The organism is Sphingomonas tabacisoli, assembly GCF_042678385.1.
GTDB classification, from domain to species: Bacteria; Pseudomonadota; Alphaproteobacteria; order Sphingomonadales; family Sphingomonadaceae; genus Sphingomonas_B; species Sphingomonas_B tabacisoli.
Window position 1 is genome coordinate 2,534,630 of sequence record NZ_JBHUDY010000001.1, and the last position, 22,160, is coordinate 2,556,789.

A 22,160-nucleotide genomic window follows, 5' to 3' on the forward strand; every position below is an offset into this window, starting at 1 on the left:
TGCCGCCAAGCCCTCCGCTGCTATCCAGTTGACGCAATTGAGGAGGCGGCGTGACCCAGATTTGGCTTATCGAAGCGATCGGCTGGGCCGGCGCCGCCATGATCCTCCTCGCCTATCTGATGCTGAGCGCCGGCCGGCTGCCGGCGCGCTCGATGACCTATCAGGGCCTGAACCTCGCCGGCGCGATCGCTTTCGTGATCAACAGCGGCTGGAACGGCGCTATTCCGTCCGCCGCGCTCAATGTCGTGTGGGCCGCCATCGCCATTTTCGCGCTGATCAGGATGGCGAAGGCTACTTCCTGAACAGCTCGAGTGGCCGGAACGTCACGCGGAACGAGAAGCCGCGGTCCTGGATGTTGCGCTGCCCCGGCAGGCGCAATCCGACCAGCGCCTCGCCATAGGTCGCCCGGCCGAACAGCCACGGCGCCGGCGTCCACGCGGCCGAGACGCCGACGCTCGCGATCATCCGCTCGTCGGGATCGGGCGAATGGCGATTGTTGGTGGTGCCCATGTCGGTGAAGGCCGAGAAAGTGAAATTGCCGGGCTCGAACCCGCCGATCCGCCGCGATCCGAACAGGTTGACCGGCTGGGCGAACTCGATCGAGCCGACCACGGCCTCGTCGACCAGCAAGGCGGTCTCGCGATAGCCGCGCACCGTGTCGAATCCGCCCAGGCTGAAGCGCTCGGGCGCGTAGAGAATGCCCGACGATTTCTGCACCGCGAGCCGCAGCCGCAGCTCCAGCCGGTGCCGCGTCAATCGCCGTGCGAAATTGGCCTGGAGCAGCGCGGAGAAGAAATTCTCGCTCGGCGAGACCAGAGTCCGATCGGCGGGCCGCGTGCCTTCCAACCCCAAGGTGCCGGTGAACGAGACCGCCAGCACCGTGTCCAGCGACCGTCGCGTATAGTCGCCAATGAAGCGCAGCGCCGTATATTCGGTGCGGCCGTCCACCGCGCCGGGCGAGAAGGCGAAGGGCGCTCCGAGCAGGCTGCTGCGCACGCGGCGATGGGCGACCAGCAGGCCGACCGACCCGCTCTGCGCCGCTTGCCACGTGCCGGGCCGCATGCCCCCCGTCAGTGGCCGCTGGACCAGCTTCAGCGTCATGCCGCCTTCGACGAAATATTCGTCCGAACGGATGTCGAGCGGCAGCAGCGCGCCGGTCACGACGGCGGCATCGTTATAGCCCCCGCGCAGCGTCAGCCCCAGGCTGCGGGTCAGCGGCGCGTTGTAATAGGCGGTCACGTCGTCCAGCCCGTCGGTCGAGCCATATTCGGCGCTGACCAGGTCGCCCGCGGTGAGCAACCCGCGCATCGAGCCGCCAACCGACACGCGCTCGCCGCCAACCGAGGGCGAGCGGTTGTTCGCGTAGGAGACGTAGAGGTCGTAGCGCGGCGCCGGATCGACGTTGAGCGCCAGCCGCGCCTCGCCCGGCCGCGCGCCGGGCCGGACATCGGCATTCACGGTGCGGATCGCGGGATCGTCGGCGAGCAGCCGGAAATCATGCTCGATCGCGGCGATATCGAGCGGCACGCGCTCTGCCGCCGGCATCTGCGCGCGAACATATTGCTCGGACAGACCGCGCCGGTGATCGCCGGGGAACACGACTTCGACGGGGTCGGCATTGCCGCCCGCTGTCAGCGCGCCATAGACCAGCCGCAGGTGCAGCACGCCGTCGCCGGATTGGCCGCGATCGACCAGCACGCCCGAATTGACATAGCCGTTCGCGACATAGGCGAGGTTGATGAGCTGGACGAGCGCGACGATGCGGTCATAGCCGACCGGCTTGCCGATCAGCCCGTTGGCCTCGAACTGGCGGCGGACCCAGGCCGCGTCCAGCGCTTCGTCCTCTCGGTGGTCGAGCCGCACGCCGCCGAGCGGATCGGGCGCAGGCGTCCAGCCGGGACGCGGCAGCGGCGGCTGCGACGGCGCGGCGGATTGCACATCCACCTGAGAGAGCGTCACTTCGCCGGTCTCGACCGGCGCAACGGCGGCTGGCGGCGGCGTGGTCAGGCCCGGCTTCGGCTCCGGAAAGGCAGGCGTCGGCAGCGGCTCGGCTTGCGGGCCGGTGCGGACGCGCCCCGCTTCCGGAGGCTGTGCATAGGCCGCGGAGGCGGCGAAGAGGGCGATGACGCTCGCGGAGAGCCCCGCTCTCACGAGCAGCCCCCGGGCGTGAGCGCACCGCCGGCGGGGCTCGCCCCCTGACGCAGATACGGCCCCAGCGGCCGCGCGCTGAGCAGGCTGGTCTGCCCGCTCGCCCGCGCCGCGGCGCACTGGCCGGACAGCACGCGCGAGGCGTCGAGGAACGTGACGGTCGGCGTCGTCGTGCCGGCGGACACGTCGTAGATGCTGGCGTCCACCGCGATCGACCCGTCGACGGCAACCAGGTTCCGCCGGTCGAACGAGTTGATGAAATATTCGGAGTCGAGCACCGCGAACGCCCCACGCTGCTGACCCTGGGCGCGGATCTCGCCGCCGTTCGAAATGATCGCAAACGGCCGCTGGATGATGATGACGCCGCCGGTGCCCGGTCCCGACGAAGTGGTGATCACGCCCGGCGCGCTCACGCCTTCGAGGCGCAGGATGCCGTCGTCGGGCATCGTGAACACGATCGATCCCGCCGCGCCGCTGATCGAGCTGCTCGTCACCAGCCCGCCCTCGCTGATGCGGACGAGTTTGGACGAAATCGAAATATCGCCCGCCTGGTTCGCAGTATCCGCGGGGTTGTTGCTCACACGCAGATTGTCGGTCGAGATCGTCGAACCTGCACCGGTCACCAGCAGATTCGGCGTGTCGATCTGGAGGAAGGCCAGCAAGTCCGGCGTGGCGTTCACGCTGCTGGTCGAGATGCTCGAGCCCGAAGCGAGGCTGACCGAATCGGCCTTGATGAACACCAGACCGGCATAGCCCTCCCCGGGCGCGACCGAGGCCGAGCTGATCGTCGAACCGTCGGTCAAATCGAGCGTGCCGGTCGCAATGTCGATATTCCCGGCGATGCCGAAGCCCTGCATCGTCGTCGACAGCTCGGACCGCTGCAGGGTGAGGACATCGGTCTTGATCGTGATGAAGCCGGCATTGCCGGTCGAATCGACCGCGCCGCGCGAGCTGATCAGGGCGTCGTTAGTCATCGCGAGCGTCTTGGCCGTTATGTCGATGAACCCGGCGTCACCGCTATTGCTGGTATCGGACCGGATCACGCCGCCGCTCGACGTGATGCTGTCGGCAGTGATCGCGATGTTCCCGGCATTGCCCGCGAAGCAGAAGGAACATGCCCGCGAGTCCGATGCGATCAGGCCGCCCGTCAGCGCCAGCTGCCCGACATCGATGGTGACCGAACCGGCGTCGCCCGGCCCTTCCGTTGCGGTGGTGATCGCGCCGCCGTTGAAGCTCAGCTTGCCGGCCTGGATGTCGATGCGGCCCGAAAAGCCGGTCGCATTGCCGATCGCCGAGGAAGAAATGTCCGCCCCGTTCGCGAGCGAAATCGTGTTGCTGCTGATCGTCACGTCGCCGGCGTCGCCGCTGCCGGTCGTGTCGGACGAAATCTCCGCATTGGCCCCGGTCAGCGACAGCGTGCCGGCAGTGATCGCCACGCGCCCGGCATTGCCGCCAACGCAGCCGTCCTGGCAGCCGAGCGTGTCGGCATTGATCCGGCCATTGTTCAGTTGCAGCGTGTCGGCCTGGACGCGGATGTCCCCTCCGGCCCCTGGCCCGTTGCTGTTGGTGCTGATCGAGCCGCCGCCGCTCAGGTCGATCTTGCCTGCAACCACGTCGACCGTGCCGGCAAAGGCCGAACACTCGCCATCGGTGCAGCCGAGCGAATCCGAACTGACAAAGCCGTTGCTGGCGATCGAAAGCGTGTTCGCGGTGATCGTGACATTGCCCGCATCGCCGAAGCCGCGCGTGTCCGACGCGATGTTGCCGCCGTCCTGAAGCCGGATGCTGTCGGCCACGATGTCGACATTGCCGGAGTTGCCGTCCGCGCTGAACGCGGTGTTGGAGCTGATATGCCCGCCGGAGACGAACAGCGTGCCGGTATTGACGCTGATGTCTCCGCCGTCGCTGAGGCCGCGGCTATTGGTTTCGATCCGCGCGTCGTCGAACATCGCGATATCGTTCGCGTTCAGCGCGATCTGGCCGAAGCCGCCGGTCGAGGACAGGAACGTGCTGGACGAGATCGAGGCGTCGGACTCCATGAACAGCGAACCGACGTCGAGCATCAACTGCCCGGCGTTGCCCGCGCCGAGGGAGTCGGTCGAAATCTCCGCCCCATCGCCGGTCATCACGAGCTGATCGGTGGTGACGGACACCGTCCCGGCCGCGCCGTCGCCAAACGTGTCGCTGGTCAGATGCCCGCCATCGAGCTCCACCGTGTGGGCCTTCACGAAAATGCCGAGCGCATTCCCGGACGAGGACGGCGAGGCGTTGGACATGACCTGCGAGTTGACGAGCCGCAGATCGCCCGTGTCCAGCATAAGGACCACGCCGGCCTCGCCGACGCTGCGGGTGGTCGTTTCGACCTTGCTGTCGAACAGGGTCAGCGCGTCGGTGCCGGTGAGGGAAACCAGCCCGCCATCACCGGTCGAACCGAGGCCTGCGTTCGACTTGATCGAGACATTGTCGAGGAACACGTCGTTGCCCGTGATCTCGATCGCGCCGGCGTCGCCCGAGCCGGCGGTGCTGGTCTCCAGCGCGGTGCCGCCCGTCAGCTCCACGATCGGCGCCGAAAGGGTGGTGAGCCCACCGGTGCCGGAGGCCGTCTCCATCGCGTTGCTGTTGATCGTGGACGCATCGATGCTGAGCCGCTCGGTCGCGTCGATGCGGATGAAGCCGCCATCGATCTCGCCGGCCGTGCGCGACTGGATGTTGCTGCCGTTCACGATGTCGATGGTGCGCGCGTCGAGCTGGATCAGCCCGCCGACGCCCGACGCGAACTCGCCTGCGTCGCTGGTCAGATCGGTGAAGTCGAGCGAAAGGGCGTCCGCGGATAGCGAGATGATGCCTGCATCGCCAAAGCCCGAGCTCTTGGTGGAAAGCGTCGCGTTGCGAAGGTTCAGGTCGTTGGTCGCGCCGATGGTGATCGAGCTCGAACTGCCGGTCGCGTCCTGGCCGAAGCTGTCGGAGAAGATGGCCGTCGCCTCGATCGTCACCGTGTCCGCGGCAATGAAGACGTCGCCCGCGTCGCCGGCCGCGAAGGTGCCGGCATCGATCGTCGAGTTGAATACGTCGATCGTGTTGGCGAGCAGCGCGATCCGGCCGGCATCGACGTCGCTCGACGTGCTCGATTGCAGCGTCGCGCTGTCGAGATTGATGCTGCCGCCGATGAGCGTCTGGGTGCCGTCCGCCAGCCCCGCGGTCGTCGTGACGCTGGCGTTGGTCAACGCGACAGCGCGGGTCGCGTTTCCCTCGAACGGCTGGGCGGGGTTGAAGCTGGCCGGACCGTCGCCGACGCCGACCAGGGTCAGCGAGCCGGCCGTTATGTCCGCATCGGCAATGCCGATATTGGCGGCGGACAGCGTAATTGTCGCCTCGCCGGCGCCGATGAAGCCCGAGGCCTGGATGTCGCCCTGCCCGCCCAAAAAGCCGAACGCCTCGGGCGCGGCCACGCTCAAGGTCGAGCCGTCCGGCGTGACCGTTGAGAAGCGCGTCCCGTCGGCCTGCACAATCTCCTGCGCGGTCGAGAAATGCGCCGCGCCGGGCACGTTCACTTGCGCACCGTCGCCGAACACCACGCCGGCCGGGTTGATGAACCAGAAATTGGCGCGCGGCAGCGCCGTCGAGTCGATCGTGCCGTCGATATGCGAGGTCGTGCCGCCGGTGACGCGATTGATGACGTTCAGGATCGAATCCGCATTGGCCGATTCCCACCGCGCCGTGTCGCCCGCGCCGACATCGAAGCGGGAGAAGCTGTGAAACAGGTTGCTGCCCGCCAGCCGCCCGCCGTCGATCGTACTGACGCCCGCGTTTTCGGTGACGGTAGTACCGGTCGCAAAGCCCGGCTGCGTGTCCGGGACGATCGCCGTCTGCGCCGGAGCGCGCGACGCAAGCGCGAGAGCTGCGCCGGCGAGCAGGATCGCGCGGCGCTTCACCGCCAGCCTCCCAGCAACGTAAAGGCCGCCCAGATATTGGGATCGCCGAGCGCACCGCCGCGCTTGATCAGCTCGACCTGCGCGCCGCGCAACGCCTCGGCCTTGGACTGGCCGGCTTTGTAGCGGGTGTAGAAGGCTTTCATCAGCTCCTCCGTCCCCTGGTCGTTGACCTGCCAGAGCGAGGCGAGCGCGCTGGTCGCACCGGCCTGCACCGCGGCCCCGGCAAGGCCCATGCTCGCCTGCTCGTCGCCGACGGCCGTCTCGCAGGCGCTCAGGATCAGCAGGTCGAGCTGGTCGCCGCGCGTCTGGTTGGTCGAGATCAGCGAGCGCAGCTCGGACAGCGGGATCGCCTCGCCATCGGCGACGATATAGCTGCGGTCGGATCGCCCGTTGAACGAGGCGTGGGTGGCGAGGTGAAGCACGTCCGCCTGCCGGGTCGACAGCACCCGCACCAGATCGGCCCGGCGGAAATTCTCGATCAGCGCATCGTCGCCGCCCGCCCCGCCGATCTGATAGGCGAAGCGCGCTTCCTCGCCGGTCCCGATCAGTTGCGGGAAGTTGCCGGCCGGCAGCACGACTTCCTTCTCAAGCGCCGCAGCGACGACGGCCAGGTTCGGCCGCTTCCGCGCACCGCCCGGCTGCGAATAGGCAAGCGCCGGCACGGTCGAGAGCCGCGTCCGCTCGATCAGGAACTTTCCGTCGGCGTCCGTCAGCGCCGCAAACGGCAAGGCGGCGAGCGGGCCATCGGGGATCACGACCAGCGTGGACTCGGGCCCAAGCGCGCCTTCGACGGGCTTGATGAGAATGTCGTAGAGAGCACGCGCCGGCGCCTTCCAGTCGGGCGAGCCCGAGCTGGTTGCCGTCACCATCCTCAGCACCAGCGCCGCAACCTTGCTGCGGTCCGCCTCACGATTGACCGGCAGGCGGCGATAGCGTGCCTGGCCGTTCGGGCCGCCGGCCGCGTAAAGCAGCTCCACCCGATCCGGCAGCAGGATCGGATACAGCAGCACTTCATTGGCGCCGAGCTCGGCCGGTTTGATCGGCGGTCGCGCGGCGACGCATTCGCTGCCGAACAGGCTCTGCAGCTCGGCCTGGCGATATTCTTCGACCACCGTCTGGATCTGATCGATCGCGACCGGATCGTCGCCGGGCGTCGATGCCAGCAGCGTATCGACCAGCGCCTCGAACACCGGCCGGATGCGCAGCGCGAACACCGATTCCTCGGTCACCGGATCATAGGCTGCGAGCGCCGGACGGACGGCGTTCAGCGCGCGGAAGGCAGCGGCGATGTGCGTGGTTCGATTTGCCGGGTCGGCTTCGGCCAGCAGCAAATGCCAGTCTGCGAGCCGATCGGGGAGGATCGATTGGCTCTCAAGGAAGGTCGCCCGGCGCAGCAGCCCTGCCGCTCCGGCCCTGTCCTTGTCGGCCAGCTTCAGTCGCGCTGCGAGCGCCAGCGCCTGGGCTTCGCGCTTGGGATCGTCGCCGGCGCCTGCCGTCAGTCCGCGCACGCCGTCGCGCACAGCCGCTTCGGAGGCGCCGCCCGCATCCAACGCAGCCTCGAGCGCACCTGCCGTCAGCGTCGCGCGCAGATCGGCATCGGCGACGCGGCTCGCGGACGAAAGTGCGTCGAGCGCGGCTTTCAGCGACTCGCCCCGCGCTTCCGCGGCATCGGCCGGCTGGCGGACAGCGATCACGCCCCAGAAGCGGGCGAGCTTCAGCCCCGCGCGCGCCGCGGTCTCGGGACTCATCCCCGCTTGCGCGCGGTCGACCGCACATTGCAGCGCGACATAGGTGATGAACGCCTGGGTCTGGGCGCGCAGGCGGGAATCGCGGAGCCAGGGGCAAGCATCGCTGCCCGCCTGGTTGAGCTCGAGCTGCGGCGTGTCGGGAACATCTTCGCCGCGAACGGCCGATCGCCGCGCACCGCGCGCACCCGTCGCCGCCACCGTGCCGGAGGCCGACACCATGCCCAGCCGGTAGGCGGCGGTCGCGCTGTCGGCGCGGTCGCCGGCGCGCTCGGCATGGCCGAACGCGGCAAGCAGCACTTGCTGCGCCTGATAGGGACTGCCGTTATTGCCCAGCCGATAGGCTTCGCCGGCGGCGTTGCAGAAAACCGCCAGGGTCCTGTCGTCTGAAAGCGCCGTGTCGCCGATCGCGGCGGTCAGCGTGGCGATGGCGCGATCGCCGGCTGCGGCGCGATCCGCCGCCGACCCGATCATTTGCTCCGCGTCCCGCGCAGCGCTCACCAATGCAGGAGACGCCTCGCCCAAGGGCGGGCTCTGCACGCAAAGGTCTTGAACCGAGGCGGCGTGCGCTTCGGCGGGCGCGAAGGCGCCGACCAGCGGAAAAAGCGCGAGCAGGAAGACCGGCCGCATAAGCTTCCCCTGTTTGCAGGCGGCCCGTCTTGTCTTTGATGGCCAGCCTTTCAGAAGGCCGGAAAGCTGTCAATGTAGCAGGATAAAGCCCCTTGATGCGTAAAGAAAAAGCGCGCCCGAACCAGGTTCGGACGCGCCTTTGTAATGACTATCGGGCGACTCAGGCCGCGGCGCTGGCTTCCTCGGCAGGGGCCGGGCGCTTGTCGAACACTTCGTCGATCAGCCCGAATTCCTTGGCTTCCGTCGCCGACATGAACTTGTCGCGGTCGACCGCCTTTTCGATCGTCTCGACCGGCTGGCCGGTGTACTTGGCCATCAGCTGATTGAGATCGCGGCGCATGCGCAGGATTTCCTGCGCCTGGATCTCGATGTCGCTGGCCATGCCCTGCGCGCCGCCCGAAGGCTGGTGGATCATGATCCGCGCATTGGTGAGCGCGACGCGCATGCCCGGCTCGCCCGCCGACAGCAGGAACGCGCCCATCGACGCCGCCTGGCCGACGCAGACCGTACCGATGCGCGGGCGGATGTACTGCATGGTGTCGTGGATCGCCATGCCGGCCGTCACCACGCCGCCGGGCGAGTTGATGTACATGTAGATGTCCTTCTTCGGGTTCTCGGACTCGAGGAAGAGCAATTGGGCGGTGATCAGCGAGGCCATGTGATCCTCGACCGGGCCGGTCACGAACACGATGCGCTCGCGCAGCAGGCGGGAATAGATGTCGAAGCTGCGCTCGCCCCGGTTCGACTGTTCGATGACGATAGGAACGAGACCGCCAACGATGTCGGCATGATCGGGAATGGGCATTGAGCGTCCTTAGTTGGTTTCGCTCCGCTATGTCGTCGGTTCGGTCCGATGGTTCAAGAGGGCGGTCCGTTGCGCCTGCGCCGTCCACTGCCTAGTTTGGGCGGGCAAACCAAAAGAAGGTGATCCATGACAACGCTGCCAGGCTTTCGCCTGAACGAACATGACGAGGACGAGAACCCCGGTCCCGACCGCAGCACCGCGGCGATGATGACGAAGTTTCTGGAGGCGCGGACCGTCCTCCTCTTCGGCCCCGTCGACCAGAAGGTCTCGGAACGGATCGCGACCCAGCTCCTCTATCTCGATCACCTGAGCTCCGAACCCATCAAGCTCATCATCAATTCGCCCGGCGGCCATGTCGAATCGGGCGACACGATCCACGACATGATCGGCTTCCTGAAGTCGCCGGTCGCGGTGATCGGCACCGGCTGGGTCGGCTCGATCGCGGCGCACATTTTCCTCGGCGCCGCCAGGGAGCGCCGCTTCTGCCTGCCGAGCACCCGCTTCCTGATCCACCAGCCCTCGGGCGGCGCCGGCGGCAAGGCGAGCGACATCGCGATCCAGGCGCAGGAAATCATTAAGCTGCGCGAGCGCATCGCCCGCGTCATTGCCGAAAAGACCGGCCAGCCGCTGGAGCGCGTCCGGCAGGATATCGACCGCGACTACTGGATGTCGACGGATGAGGCCAAGGCCTACGGAATCCTCGGCACCGTCATCAAAAACATGAACGAAGTGACGTTCTGAATTGGTAAGGCGGGGCCTCTCGGCCCCGCCTCCTAGATCACATCTTGTAGCTGATCCGCGCGTAGCCGAACTGGCCCGGCACGTCGTACGTGCCCGGATCGAAGTTGTTCAGGCTGCACGAAACGCACGGCGGCGGCGCGGTGTTGAACACGTTGTTCACGCCGATCGTGAAAGCGAACCGATGCTGGGCAAAGCCCGGCGTGAAGGTCAGCTGCACGTCGCCGTAAAACTTGCTGTTCAGCTTGTGCGGCAGGCCGGTATTGGTGTCGATCTCGGTCACCGCGTCGATGTAGCGGCCGGTGAACGACGCATTGAACATGTCGTTCAGCGACCAGTCGATCGTCGCGTTGCCCTTGAACTTCGGATAGGCCTGATCGGGGCTGCCGCGCTCGGTGCCCTTGCGGTCGATCACGACGAAGCCGTTCGACGCCGACAGGATATACTTCAGCAGCCAGGTCGCGTTCGCCGACAGCCCGAAGGTGCCGATGCCGGTCTGCGGCGTGCGGTAGTTCGCCGTCACGTCGATGCCGCGGGTCTTGATGCTGTCCAGATTCTGCAGCGTGCCGTTGATCTGGTTGATGAACCCGTTCTGGGTCCTGACGACCAGAGCACAGCTCGCCGCATCTCCGCGTATCGCGCAGTTGTTGAGCGTCAGGTTCGGATCGACCGCTCCGATCGCGTGCTTCACCCGGATGTCGTAGTAGTTCGCTTCGATCGTGAAGAGCGAAGCGAAGCTCCCGTTCCGTGCCCAAAGCGGGGCATAGACCGCACCGAAGGTCAGGTTCTTCGACGTCTCCGGCTTCAGATTGATGTTGCCCTGGGTAATGACCGGAAGCTGGCCCGGCGGCTCGGCATAGCTGCCATTGGCCGGCACACCGTTCGCAATGCAGTTCGCACGAACCGTGGCGTTGGTCTGGAACTGGCCTGAAGCATCGCTGGTGCAGGGATCCACCACCGGCAAGTCGAAGCGCGAACGGCCGCCGAACAGCTCGCCCAGGCTCGGCGCGCGGAAGCCCGTGGTGTAGGCGCCGCGGATGAGCAGGTCCTCGATCGGCTTCCACAGGCCGGTGCCGGTGAAGGTCGTCTTCGATCCGCTGATCGAATAACGCGAATAGCGGGCCGCCCCGTCAAACTCGAGCGAGTAGAAGAACGGCGTTTCCTTCAGGATCGGCACCCGGACTTCGCCATACACTTCGTCTGTGTGATAGCGGCCGCGGGCCGGCTGCGCCGGAATGTCCGCACCCAGGCCCGCGGAAACGATCGGGTCGGGCACGAAGAATGCGCTCTGGATGCGATGCTCGTAGCCGACGGCGAAGCCGACCGGGCCGGCCGGCAGATCGAAGAAATCGCCGCTGAGGTTCGCGGTGTAATCGTAAAGCGTCTGGTTGCTCTTGTCCCGCTCTGTAAAGCCGATCCAGTTGAGCATCGCAGGCGTGATCGAGCCGGCGCCGCCGAACAGGTTGAGCGGCACGCAGGGCGCGGTGCAATTCGCGATGGGGCCCAGCGCCTGCGCCACGCGATCCGCGCGCACGTTGCCGGTGAAGCTCTGGTGCGCATCGTTGACGCCGAACAGGGCGTTCACGTCCCAGAACCACTCATGCCCGCCGACATGAAAAGAGCCGTCGAGCGTCGCGGTTGCCGACAAGGTGTCGACGCGCTGGTTGAAGGTGCGCTGCCCTGCTTCGATCAGGCGCCGCGCAATAAACGAGTAGGTCGGCGTCCGACCGTTGGGTGTTCCGTTCGGGTTGAGACCGGACTCGAGCGTGCCGCCAAACGGGTTGAAGGGATTGGTCGCGTCGATCGAGAGCGTATCGAACAAGCTGCCTGCGCCATTGCCGGCATCGGGGCCGATGAACAGCGGCTCGAACGCAGCCTGGTTCTGCGACTTGCGGTGGTTGTACTGCGCCTTCACGCGGAAGTTGACGTTGTCGGACAGCTCCTGGCGGAAGCTCAGCCAGGCGCCGTAACGCTCCGACGGCGTCAAAAGATAATTGAACGGAGCGAAGTTGAAGCGGTCCGCGGCGGTGAATGGGCGCAGGTTCGCTGCGGTCGGATTTGCGTTCGGCGGGTTGCTGATCGTGAAGTTGCCGCGCGGAATGCCCGCTGCCGTCGTTCCTGCCGCCCTTGTGTCGAATCGCCCATTAAGCGCCGCGCTGGAGCAGCCGCCGACCGGATCGGTGCAGCTCGTCTGGCCGGGGTTCGGGAATTGCGAGATCGCGCGATCCCGCGACCGCACCGGATCCTGCTTCACATAGGATGCGCCGAACACCAGGTTCGTCGTGTCGCTGGCGATGCCGTAGCTGATGTTGCCGTCGAAAGTGTGGCCGTCGCCCTGACGGAACGTTCCGAATTGGGCCGAGGCGCGCAGGCCCACCTGCTTGGCGACTGTGATGATGTTGACCACACCCGCGATCGCGTCGGAACCATAGAGCGGCGACGCGCCGGCCTGCAGCACTTCGACGCGCTCGATCGAGTTCGCCGGGATGGTGTTGAGATCGACAGTAGCGGGGATGCCGCTCGCGCTGGTGCCATTGACCCAGCGCAGGCCGTCGACCAGCACCAGCGTGCGTTTGGCCGACAGGTAGCGCAGGTCGATTTCCGCCGAGCCCGCGCCGACGCCGCCGCCGTCGGGCGGGTTGCCGAGATTGCCGCTGTTGTTGACCTTCGAGTTGAGGCCGCCGCTCGCCGCTGGCAGGCGCTGCAAAATGTCGGCGACCGAAGATAGGCCGGTCTGCGCCAGCGAATTCTGGTCGAGCGTCACCACCGGCGAGCTCTGGTCGAGCGGGTCGCGGCGGATGCGCGATCCGGTGACGACGATGGTGCCGGATTCTTCCGCTGCCTGAGGGGCGGTCTGCACCTCTTGGGCGAAGGCGGGGCAGGCGTTGGACGCCGCCAGCAAGGCCGCAAGCGCAGTTCCCCCGCGCAGCACGGTCGACAATTGCATAATTTCCTCCCAACCACTTGGTCGGGAGGGTCTAGACCGCCTCGAATCGGGACAAAAGCGGCAGTCCGCCACGGCGCGCGCGATTTACGCAACACCGTGGCAGGAATGTTACACCGGCGTGACGAAGGTAGAGGGCGCTCTATCGACCGTCACCCCGGCCTTGAGCCGGGGTCCCGCTGCCTTTGAGAAGAAGCGGGATGCCGGATCAAATCCGGCATGACGGTGGGATGAACGCTTACTCAGCCGCCGCCTTCTTCTTCCGAGCAGGCTTGGCAGGAGCGGCTTCAGCAGCCGCTTCGCTCACCGCCGTCTCGGTGGCAGGCGCCGCCTTCTTTGCAGGAGCACGCTTCGGCTTTGCCGGCGCCTCCGCGGCGGGAGCTTCGGCCTCGACCGCCGCGGCCGCGCCTTCGCTCTGCGCGGCAGGCTTCTTGGCAGCCGCCTTCTTGGCCTTGGGCTTGGCCGGCGCATGATCGTGGTCGTGATGGTCATGACCGCAGCCGGGGCCATGGACGTGACCGTCTTCGTCCGCCTCGATCTCGGCTTCGATCTCCGCCCGGGTCACGGTGCGATCGGTGACCGCCGCCTTGCCGAACAGGAAGTCGACGACCTTGTCCTCGAACAGAGGCGCGCGGAGCTGCGCCGCCGCCATCGGCTCGTTGCGGATATACTGGACGAAACGATCGCGATCCTCGGGCCGGTATTGCTGCGCAGCCTGCGCGATCAGCCGGTTCATCTCGGCCGCGGTGATCTCCACGCCGTTCTTCGTGCCGATTTCCGACAGCAACAGGCCCAGGCGCACGCGGCGCTCGGCGATGCGGCGATAATCCTCGCGATCGGCTTCCATCTCGGCGCGCGCCTTCTCAGGATCGGCCTCGTGGCTCGCCTCGTGCTCAAGCTGCGCCCAGATCTGGTTGAACTCGGCATCCACCATCGACGGCGGCACTTCGAAATCATGCGACGCGGCGAGCTGGTCGAGCAGCTTGCGCTTCATGTGCGTGCGGGTGAGCCCGTTATGCTCCTGCTCGAGCTGACCCTTCACAAGCTCCTTGAGCTTGTCGATGCCGTCGAGCCCGAGCTGCTTGGCGAAATCGTCGTCGAGCGCCGTGTCCTTCGGCGTGCGAACTTCGGTCACGGTGACGTCGAACGTCGCCGCCTTGCCGGCGAGATTCTCGGCGCCGTAATTCTCCGGGAACGTGACGTTGACGGTCTTCTCGTCATTCGCCTTCGCGCCGATAAGCTGGTCTTCGAAACCCGGAATGAACTGGCCCGAGCCGAGCTCAAGCGACACGCCTTCGCCCTTGCCGCCTTCGAACTCGACGCCGTCGACCTTGCCGACGAAGTCGATCACGACCAGATCGCCCTGCTTCGCCTTGTAGGTCGGCTTGGCGGCCGCCTCGAACTGCTTGTTGCCCGACGCGATCCGCTTCAGCGTCTCGTCGATCTCGCTGTCCTCGACAGGTACGGTCAGCCGCTCGAGCTTCAGATTCTCGATATCCGCCGGCGGCACTTCCGGCAGCACTTCGAGCGAAACCTTGACCTCGGCGTCCTTGCCCGGCTCGAACCCTTCGTCGAGCTCGACCGAGGGCTGCATTGCCGGGCGAAGCTGCTTTTCGGCGAGGAGCTGCTGCACGCCTTCCTGCACCGCAGTCTCGAGCGCCTGCTGCTCAAGCGCCGGGCCGTGCATCTTGCGGACGAGATTGGCAGGCACCTTGCCGGGGCGGAAGCCGGGCATGCGGATCTGCGGAGCGACCTTCTTCAGCTCGCCATCGACGCGCGCCTCGATGTCCTTGGCGGTGATCTTCAGCGTGTAAGCCCGCTTCAGGCCCTCGTTCAACGTCTCGACAGTCTGCATGTCTCGCCTTCTAAAATCCTGTAGATAGTCCCGGCCGTGAGGATCGAAACTGGTGCGGGCGAAGGGACTCGAACCCCCACATCTTTCGATGCCAGAACCTAAATCTGGTGCGTCTACCAATTCCGCCACGCCCGCGGCCGGACCGCCGGTCGCGGGCGTCTATACCAGCCGTCTAATTAGGGCAACCCGCAAGTCGGGCAGGCGTTCCTGTTTCTCTTGAGCAGGAGGAAACATTCCATGGCCACCGTCCCGCCCGACTCGATTCCGGAAACGCCCGCGCCCGATCCGGGCAACGTCCCGCCGGAATCGCCGACGCCCTCCCCCGACACCGACGTGCCTGATCCGGGCGATCCTGCGCATCCGGATACACTCTCCTAGACGAGCATTTCCTTCGCCGGCTCATGGCCCAGAAAGGCGGACGGGCTGGCGCTGGCGCCATAGGCGCCGGCCAGGAAGATCGCGATCAAATCGCCCACCTCTGCATGCGGGAGCGCAACTTGGTCGCCGAGCCGGTCGAGCGGCGTGCACAGGCAGCCGTGGACGTTGACTGTCTCCTCCGGCTCCGCCCCGAAGCGGTTGGCCACGGCGATCGGATAATTCCGCTTCACCACTGTCCCGAAATTGCCGGAAGCGGCGAGTTGATGGTGCAGGCCACCATCGACGATCAGGAAAGTCTGGCCCCCGCTTTCCTTGCGGTCGACGATGCGGGTCAGATAGACACCCGCTTCGCCCACCAGCCACCGCCCGAGCTCCAGGCAAAAGTCCGTATCCCGCAGAATGGCCGGGCGGTCCGCATAGGCGCGCTCCAGCGCCGCGCCGATCCGCTCCACGTCGAGCGGCTGGTCGCCCGCGAAATAGGGAATGCCAAATCCTCCGCCGAGATTGACTGTCGGCGGTTCCGCGCCAGCTTCCTCCGCCAATCGCGCCGCCAGCGCGATCGTTTCCGCCTGAGTCTCGATGATCGCCTCGGCATCCAGCGATTGCGATCCGGAGAAGATGTGAAAGCCGCGCCAGCCCGCCCCCGCCGCGAGCAATTCCTTGACCAGCGCGGGCACGCGCTCGGCATCGATGCCGAACGGCTTGGCGCCGCCGCCCATCCGCATGCCGGAGCCGCGCAGCTCGAAATCCGGATTGACGCGCACGGCCAGATGCGGGCGAACCCCCGCCTTTTCGGCCAACCACAGCGCGCGCCACGCCTCGCCTTCCGATTCCAGATTGATCGTCACGCCCGCGCGGATCGCGGCGTCGAGCTCGTCCTCGCGCTTGCCCGGCCCGGCGAACGAAATCGCGTCGGGCGCCATATCTGCGTTCAGCGCCGTGCGCAGTTCCCCCACCGAAGCGACGTCGAAGCCGTCGACCAGCGGCCGCATCGCTTTCAGCAGCGGCGGAAAGGGATTGGCCTTGATCGCATAGTGGATCGCGACACTCGCCGGAAGCGCCGCCCGCAGCCGCGCGATCCGTGCCTCCACGATTGCGCTGTCGTAAACGAAAAGCGGCGTGTCGTCCGCTTCGGCGACCAGCTCCGCCGTCGTCCGGCCGCCGATCAGCAATGTACCGTCCTGCGCCCGAAAATCCGGCGGGATCGGCCCCATCGGCTTCATGCGCCATGCTCCGCCTTCAGGCCCGCGCGGTCGATCTTGCCGTTCGGCGAGCGCGGCAGGTCGGCCAGCCAGACGATCCGCGCCGGCTGCATGAAGTTGGGGAGGTCGCGCTTCAAGCTTATGCGAAGCGCCTCTTCGTCGCTCGCACGCCCGCGCGCAATCAGCAGGATCGTCTGTCCCAGCCGGGGGTCGGGAATGCCAAGCGCGACGGCCTCGCTGGCGAACCCGCTTGCCACGACGGCCTCCTCGACTTCGGTCGGGCTGATCCGGTTACCCGCCGATTTGATCATCTCGTCCGCCCGCCCGACGAACCGCAGCAGCCCGTCACGGCCCCGCACCGCGGTGTCGCCCGACCACACGGCCGTCCCGCCGTACCGCGACGCAGGCGGCGCCGGACGGAAGCGCTGTGCGGTTCGCTCCGGATCGCGCCAATAGCCTTGCGCCACCAGCGGCCCGCAATGGATCAGCTCGCCCGGCTCCTCATCGTCGCAGACGCTTCCGTCGGCCCGTACGATCAGGATTTCCGCAAACGGAATGGCCGTGCCGATCGCCGTCGGATGGGTGTCGATCAGGGCCGGATCCAGGAAGGTCGAGCGAAACGCCTCGGTCAGCCCGTACATCGCGTAGAGATCGGCGGCCGGAAACAGCGCGCGCAACTTGCGCACGAGCGGCTCGGTGAGCGCGCCGCCGCTGTTGGTGAGGCGCCGGAGACTGGCCGATTCGGGCCATGTCGCCTCGACAAGCTGCACCCAAAGCGGCGGCACGCCGGCCAGCGTCGTGATCCGATGCCGCTCGACCGCTTTCACCACGTCGCGCGGAGTCAGATAGTCGAGCGGCACCGCACAAGCACCCGCCGCCCAGGTCGAGAAAAGCTGATTCTGCCCATAGTCGAACGCGAACGGCAGCACGCACAGCGTCCGGTCATCGGGCGCCAGCTTCAGATAATGCGCGACCGAGACAGCCCCGAGCCAAAAATTCGCGTGGCTCAGCATCACGCCTTTGGGCCGCCCGGTCGAACCGGAGGTGTAGAGCAGGGCAGCGAGGGAATCGGGATCGGCGGCGCTTGGAGCAATGAAATCCTCCCCGGGACGGGGAGCGGGACCAGCGAAGCTGGTGGAGGGAGCCCCGGCAAAGGATGCGCGGGCTGGGTCCCCTCCACCACCGCCTTCGGCGGCGGTCCCCCTCCCCGTCCCGGGGAGGATTTGCGGTTCGAGCACCACCTCACACCCATCGGGCACATCGCCCGCTTCCAGTGTCCCAGCACGCGCCTCCTGCGTCACGAGCAATCGCGCGCCGCTGTCGGCGAGAATATACCCCGCCTGCGCGCGCTTCAGCAGCGGGTTGATCGGCACATGCACCGCGCCGATCCGAGGCGCGGCCAACGGCAGCAGGCAGGCAGCTAACGTCTTCGGCAGCCAGCTTGCGACTCGATCTCCCGGCCCGATGCCCTGGGCGCGCAGCCAGCCGGCCAATCGCCCAACGCTCGCCTCCAGATCGGCAAAGCTCAGCGTCTCGCCGGCGACGATCAGCGCCGGCGCATCCGCGTTTCCAAGCAATGGAAGATGGTCGATCGGACGCGGCGTTGGATCAAGCTCTTGCAACCTCTGCCCTTCCCCGTCCAAACGTCGCGGCGACTAAGGGGATTAGCGCCTTGTGGGTCACCGGGGAATATTTCGACTCCTTCCGTGCGGCTGAGCTTGCTGCGCGCGGTCGGCTCGACGCGCCGGCGCAGCCTGATCCGCTGCTCCGCCTCGAATGGATGCAGCGCACGGCGAAGCATGCCATGCCCGGCGCACGCCCGTTCATCCTGCGCGCCCGCTCCGGCCCGGCCGAGGTGTGGCTGTTCCTCGCGCGATCCCGACCCAACCGCGCGACCGCCCTCGTGGGCGAGCACAGCACCCATTACGCGCCGGTCTTTTCGGGGGTGCCGGACGATCAGATGCGGCGGGCGCTTCTTCAGGCCGCCGCGCGCCGGCTGAAGAATTTCGGGCTTGCCCGCATCACGCTCGAGCCGTTGTTTCCCGAAGACGCTGCCCTGCTTCGTCAGGCCTGCCGCCGCGCCGGGTGGCGCGTGGCGGAGCGCGACGGCCCGGCCAATTTCCTGCTCGACGTCGCTGGCCGGCATTTCGAGGATTATTGGGAAGCTTGCTCGCCTCGCCTGCACGAGCAGGTGGCTGCCGGCAGCCGGCATTTGCACGTCGAGATTACCGACCTCATTACGCCCAAGCTCTGGGAGGAAACCGAACTCCTTGGCGGCCCCGATCCCTTCCTGCGCGCGCTCGCCCAGGATGCCAGCGTGGACCGCACGCTCCGGCTCGGCATTGCCCGCGTCGGCGACGCACCGGTCGCGGCCCAGCTTTGGACGTTCGAGGAAGGCGAGGCGCTGGCGCACTGGCGCGTCGAGGATCGCGAGGCGCGCGACCTCTACCCATCCGCCGAACTGACGGCGTCGATGCTGCGCTATCTGATGAACGTCGATCACGCGGAGACCATCAATCTCGGCAACGGCAGGGAGGCCGATCTGGCGGATTGGGCGGACCAGCGTCGGGTGCTCAAGCGCCTCGAGCTGTTCAATCCGCGCGCGCCTTCGGCCTGGGCGCCGGCGCTCGCCGCTTCGGCTACAGGGCTTGTCCGCCGCGCGCCGCTCGACTAGCGGGCGCGGCGATGGTTCCCGAAACCCACCATGAGGTCGAAAAGACCGTCCGCGCCGTGCTCGCCGACGTGCTCGGCCTCGCGCCCGAGCGCGTCGCCGGCTTTCACGCCGAGACCGGACTGTTCGGATCGCTGCCCGAGCTCGACTCGATGGCGGTGGCCGGCCTGCTGACCGAGATCGAGGACCGGCTGGGCATCGTCATCGAGGACGACGAAGTGGACGGCGACATGCTGTCCAGCTTCGGCGCGCTGGTGACGTTCCTCGACCGGAAGGTGCAGTAAGGGGAGAAGGGAGGGCTTCGACAGGCTCAGCCCGAACGGAGCTTGTCTTCCCCTGCACTCGTCCCTCCCCCGTTCGGGCTGAGCTTGTCGAAGCCCTCCCATTTCTTTCCTCTAAGCAGCCTCAGCCCGTTTCGCCGCAAACTCCGCTTCCGCCAGGAAACGTTCCGCATCCAGCGCGGCCATGCAACCCGTGCCTGCCGCCGTCACCGCCTGGCGGTAATGCTTGTCCATCACGTCGCCACAGGCGAACACGCCGGGAATGGCGGTACGGCTCGTGCCCGGCTCGACCGTGATATAGCCTTCGTCCAACGTAAGCTGGCCCTGGAACAGCTCGGTTGCCGGCGAATGGCCGATCGCGACGAATGCGCCGTCGCATGCGATATGGCTGTGCGCGCCGGTGACCGTGTCCTTGAGGTCGAGGCCGACCAGCCCCTCGGGTTCGCCGCCGCTCACGAACCGTTCGACCGCCTTGTTCCAGAGAACCGAAATCCGCTCGTTCGCGAACAACCGTTCCTGCAGGATTTTCTCGGCGCGGAGCGAATCGCGGCGGTGGATCAGCGTCACGTCGGGCGAGTGGTTGGTCATGTAGAGTGCTTCCTCGACAGCGGTGTTGCCGCCGCCGATTACGACCACTTTCTTGCCGCGGTAGAAGAAGCCGTCGCAGGTCGCACAGGCGGAGACGCCCTTGCCGGCGAGATGCCGTTCGCTGTCGAGCCCGAGCCACTTGGCCTGCGCGCCGGTGGCGATGATCAGCGTCTCGGCTTCGTAGACGTCGCCGCCGTCGCCGGTGAGGCGGAACGGCCGGCGCGACAGGTCCACATCCGTGACGATGTCGTAGTGGAAGGTCGTGCCGACATGCTCGGCCTGCTTCTGCATCTGCTCCATCAGCCACGGCCCCTGGATCACGTCCGCGAAGCCGGGATAGTTCTCGACGTCCGTCGTCGTCATCAGCTGCCCGCCGGGCTGAATGCCCTGGACGACGATCGGCTTCAGCCCCGCACGGGCACCGTAGATCGCGGCGCTCAGGCCGGCGGGGCCGGAGCCCAGAATCAACATGCGTGTCTTGTGAATGGTCATGGCTGTCAGGAATCCCGTTCTTGATCTGCAGATAAGGCGGGAGAGCGTCACGCGCAAACGCGGTTGACCCTGTTTTAACCATTTCGCGTCCAGAACGTCGCCCGGTTGCACCGGAAGGCATGGGCGCGCGCACTCCTCTTCAACGGACCAGGGTCCGACTAAGGCTGCTGATCCGCAGCGAGCGCGGGCGCGTGCGCCGGCATTGGCGCGTGCCGCCCTCGATCATCCAGGCACAGATCGGCCAAGTCGTGAAGCAGGTCGAGCAGGCCGCGCTGGTCAACTGCGCCTCCGCCATCCTGATGGCCTGGCTGTTCTTCGACAGTCCCAATCGACTGCCGGTGCTGCTCAGCGCGCTCGGCCTGATCCTGCTCACCACCTGCGGCCTGTTCATCCTGCCGCGGATGCCGAATTGCCGGGTCCGCTACACGAGCCTCAGGATCGAACGGCGCACGGTGCACCTTTACGCGATGCTGACCGGCCTCGCCTGGAGCGGGCTGGTCGGGGTGCCGTTGCTCACCGCGAGCGAGATCGATCGCATCTACCTGTTCTGCGTGATGGTCGCGGCGATGTGCACCGGCGGGCTGATCCTCGCGATGCTGCCGTTCGCGGCTTTTCTTTACACGGCGATGATGGGCATTTCGCTCGCCCTTACATTCAGCGCGCAGCCCTTCCCCATTCCCTCCGCGCTTTATGGTGCGGACCTGCTCTACGTCTTCATGCTGACCCGCGTCTTTTTCGACATAGGCAATCTGTTCGTCGACCAGCTCGGCTCCGCGGCGCGGCTGAAGAACGCCGAGGAGGCCAAGCGCGAGGAGCAACGGCGGGACATGGAGCGCCGGTCTGCGGAGCGGCTCGCATCGGAGCATGAACGGCAGCAAGCACTCGACGCCGAACAGCAGACTAACCGCGAGCACCTGTTGAAGCTCGCGGACACATTCGAAGCCACCGTCCTCGCTGTCGCACGCAGCCTGGAAAGCGCCGTCGGCGACTTGCAGGGGTCCTCCGTGACGCTGCAGGACATCGGCCGCGACACGAATGCAAAGGCCTCGGCGGCCTCGTCGCGTGCAACCAACGCGACACTTGCTGTCGCGAGCGTTGCCGAAGCGTCGAGACAGATGGTCGAGGCCGTCGATGACGTCTCCGCGCGCGTCGCCGAACAGGTGGAAGCCAGCGCAACGGCCCGCGCCTCTGCCGACCAGACCCGCCGCACGCTAGACGAACTCGCCGCCAGCGCAGCCGACATCGCCAGCGTCGCGACATTCATCCAGGATATCGCAACCAGCACCAATCTGCTGGCGCTGAACGCCACTATCGAGGCAGCGCGCGCCGGCGAAGCGGGCCGCGGCTTCGCTGTCGTCGCGAACGAAGTGAAGACGCTCGCGACGCAGACCGGCGCAGCGATCGGCCGCATCGGGGCAACCACGGCCGCCATCCAGTCCAGGGCCGCGGATGCCGTGGCCGCGGTCGAACGAGCGGCGGCGCAGGTCGAATCGGTCAGCGCCGGTGCCGAGGCGATCGCCGAAGCGGTCGAGCAACAGCGTCAGGCCTCCGATCATATCGGCCGCAATGCCGCCGAAGCAGCCGACGATGCCGGAGACGTTCACAGCAACATCGCCCAGCTTGCCGAACGCGCCCGCGAAACCGACTCGCTCACCGAATCGATGCGCTCGCTTGCCGGCACGCTCGATGCGCAGAGCCGGGCGCTCACCCAGGCGGCTGGCGACTTCCTCAGCCGGTTGAGAGCGGCCTAG

15 protein-coding genes and 1 tRNA gene are annotated in these 22,160 nt (G+C 66.9%); 6 read left to right on the top strand and 10 right to left on the bottom strand.

Annotated features, from left to right (window positions below; translation table 11 throughout):
- Positions 1–50 precede the first annotated feature (50 nt).
- Positions 51–302 carry a CBU_0592 family membrane protein gene (locus ACFSCW_RS12740; protein ID WP_380889783.1) on the top strand — a complete coding sequence of 84 codons (252 nt, stop codon included), beginning with the start codon at positions 51–53 and terminating at the stop codon, positions 300–302.
- Here the strand turns inward: ACFSCW_RS12740 and ACFSCW_RS12745 are convergent.
- From ACFSCW_RS12745 to clpP, 4 genes are all read right to left on the bottom strand, one after another.
- The gene (locus tag ACFSCW_RS12745; protein ID WP_380889785.1) at positions 292–2,151 is read right to left on the bottom strand and encodes a ShlB/FhaC/HecB family hemolysin secretion/activation protein; all 1,860 of its coding nucleotides are present in this window, start codon (positions 2,149–2,151) and stop codon (positions 292–294) included. The genes ACFSCW_RS12740 and ACFSCW_RS12745 overlap by 11 nt on opposite strands.
- A complete protein-coding gene (locus tag ACFSCW_RS12750) occupies positions 2,148–6,080 on the bottom strand; it encodes a beta strand repeat-containing protein (RefSeq protein ID WP_380889786.1) in 3,933 nt (1,310 codons plus the stop codon). The genes ACFSCW_RS12745 and ACFSCW_RS12750 overlap by 4 nt, the downstream gene beginning before the upstream one ends.
- On the bottom strand, positions 6,077–8,455 hold the full coding sequence (locus tag ACFSCW_RS12755; protein ID WP_380889788.1) for a CHAT domain-containing protein: 2,379 nt from the start codon (positions 8,453–8,455) through the stop codon (positions 6,077–6,079). The genes ACFSCW_RS12750 and ACFSCW_RS12755 overlap by 4 nt, the downstream gene beginning before the upstream one ends.
- Before the next feature lie 160 nt (positions 8,456–8,615).
- Complete coding sequence (gene clpP, locus ACFSCW_RS12760; protein ID WP_380889790.1) at positions 8,616–9,260, bottom strand: ATP-dependent Clp endopeptidase proteolytic subunit ClpP; 645 nt, start codon at positions 9,258–9,260, stop codon at positions 8,616–8,618.
- 126 nt (positions 9,261–9,386) lie between these two features.
- On the opposite strand from clpP, the gene ACFSCW_RS12765 reads away from it, so the two are divergent.
- Entirely contained in the window at positions 9,387–10,001 is a 615-nt protein-coding gene (locus ACFSCW_RS12765) for an ATP-dependent Clp protease proteolytic subunit (protein WP_380889793.1), read from the top strand.
- 37 nt (positions 10,002–10,038) lie between these two features.
- Here ACFSCW_RS12765 and ACFSCW_RS12770 read toward each other — a convergent pair whose 3' ends face one another.
- From ACFSCW_RS12770 to ACFSCW_RS12780, 3 genes are all read right to left on the bottom strand, one after another.
- A complete protein-coding gene (locus tag ACFSCW_RS12770) occupies positions 10,039–12,945 on the bottom strand; it encodes a TonB-dependent receptor domain-containing protein (protein ID WP_380889795.1) in 2,907 nt (968 codons plus the stop codon).
- 235 nt (positions 12,946–13,180) lie between these two features.
- Complete coding sequence (gene tig / locus ACFSCW_RS12775; RefSeq protein ID WP_380889798.1) at positions 13,181–14,797, bottom strand: trigger factor; 1,617 nt, start codon at positions 14,795–14,797, stop codon at positions 13,181–13,183.
- A 50-nt stretch (positions 14,798–14,847) separates the two neighbouring features.
- Positions 14,848–14,932 (bottom strand) — tRNA-Leu (locus ACFSCW_RS12780).
- 102 nt (positions 14,933–15,034) lie between these two features.
- Between ACFSCW_RS12780 and ACFSCW_RS12785 the strand changes: the two genes are divergently transcribed.
- The gene (locus tag ACFSCW_RS12785) at positions 15,035–15,175 is read left to right on the top strand and encodes a hypothetical protein (RefSeq protein ID WP_380889799.1); all 141 of its coding nucleotides are present in this window, start codon (positions 15,035–15,037) and stop codon (positions 15,173–15,175) included.
- Here the strand turns inward: ACFSCW_RS12785 and ACFSCW_RS12790 are convergent.
- Together ACFSCW_RS12790 and ACFSCW_RS12795 are read right to left on the bottom strand one after the other, a co-directional pair.
- Positions 15,172–16,398, bottom strand: coding sequence for a pyridoxal-dependent decarboxylase, exosortase A system-associated (locus tag ACFSCW_RS12790; protein ID WP_380889801.1), 1,227 nt, complete (start codon positions 16,396–16,398; stop codon positions 15,172–15,174). The genes ACFSCW_RS12785 and ACFSCW_RS12790 overlap by 4 nt on opposite strands.
- Positions 16,395–17,954: an acyl-CoA ligase (AMP-forming), exosortase A system-associated gene (locus tag ACFSCW_RS12795; protein ID WP_380889804.1), complete on the bottom strand. Its 1,560-nt coding sequence runs from the start codon at positions 17,952–17,954 to the stop codon at positions 16,395–16,397. The genes ACFSCW_RS12790 and ACFSCW_RS12795 overlap by 4 nt, the downstream gene beginning before the upstream one ends.
- 95 nt (positions 17,955–18,049) lie before the next feature.
- Between ACFSCW_RS12795 and ACFSCW_RS12800 the strand changes: the two genes are divergently transcribed.
- Positions 18,050–19,051 carry a GNAT family N-acetyltransferase gene (locus ACFSCW_RS12800; protein ID WP_380889805.1) on the top strand — a complete coding sequence of 334 codons (1,002 nt, stop codon included), beginning with the start codon at positions 18,050–18,052 and terminating at the stop codon, positions 19,049–19,051.
- A gap of 11 nt (positions 19,052–19,062) precedes the next feature.
- A complete protein-coding gene (locus ACFSCW_RS12805; protein WP_380889807.1) occupies positions 19,063–19,332 on the top strand; it encodes an acyl carrier protein in 270 nt (89 codons plus the stop codon).
- Between the two features lie 111 nt (positions 19,333–19,443).
- Here ACFSCW_RS12805 and trxB read toward each other — a convergent pair whose 3' ends face one another.
- Positions 19,444–20,409, bottom strand: coding sequence for a thioredoxin-disulfide reductase (gene trxB, locus ACFSCW_RS12810; RefSeq protein WP_380889810.1), 966 nt, complete (start codon positions 20,407–20,409; stop codon positions 19,444–19,446).
- A 119-nt stretch (positions 20,410–20,528) separates the two neighbouring features.
- Here trxB and ACFSCW_RS12815 point away from each other — a divergent pair, with 119 nt between their 5' ends.
- Positions 20,529–22,160 carry a methyl-accepting chemotaxis protein gene (locus ACFSCW_RS12815; RefSeq protein ID WP_380889812.1) on the top strand — a complete coding sequence of 544 codons (1,632 nt, stop codon included), beginning with the start codon at positions 20,529–20,531 and terminating at the stop codon, positions 22,158–22,160.

Excerpts from the sequence above, each read along its gene's own strand:
- ACFSCW_RS12815 (WP_380889812.1), top strand. The coding sequence starts at position 20,529 with ATGGGCGCGCGCACTCCTCTTCAACGGACCAGGGTCCGACTAAGGCTG.
- ACFSCW_RS12755 (WP_380889788.1), bottom strand. The coding sequence starts at position 8,455 with ATGCGGCCGGTCTTCCTGCTCGCGCTTTTTCCGCTGGTCGGCGCCTTC.
- trxB (WP_380889810.1), bottom strand. The coding sequence starts at position 20,409 with ATGACCATTCACAAGACACGCATGTTGATTCTGGGCTCCGGCCCCGCC.
- ACFSCW_RS12765 (WP_380889793.1), top strand. The coding sequence starts at position 9,387 with ATGACAACGCTGCCAGGCTTTCGCCTGAACGAACATGACGAGGACGAG.
- ACFSCW_RS12790 (WP_380889801.1), bottom strand. The coding sequence starts at position 16,398 with ATGAAGCCGATGGGGCCGATCCCGCCGGATTTTCGGGCGCAGGACGGT.
- tig (WP_380889798.1), bottom strand. The coding sequence starts at position 14,797 with ATGCAGACTGTCGAGACGTTGAACGAGGGCCTGAAGCGGGCTTACACG.
- clpP (WP_380889790.1), bottom strand. The coding sequence starts at position 9,260 with ATGCCCATTCCCGATCATGCCGACATCGTTGGCGGTCTCGTTCCTATC.
- ACFSCW_RS12770 (WP_380889795.1), bottom strand. The coding sequence starts at position 12,945 with ATGCAATTGTCGACCGTGCTGCGCGGGGGAACTGCGCTTGCGGCCTTG.
- ACFSCW_RS12805 (WP_380889807.1), top strand. The coding sequence starts at position 19,063 with ATGGTTCCCGAAACCCACCATGAGGTCGAAAAGACCGTCCGCGCCGTG.
- ACFSCW_RS12785 (WP_380889799.1), top strand. The coding sequence starts at position 15,035 with ATGGCCACCGTCCCGCCCGACTCGATTCCGGAAACGCCCGCGCCCGAT.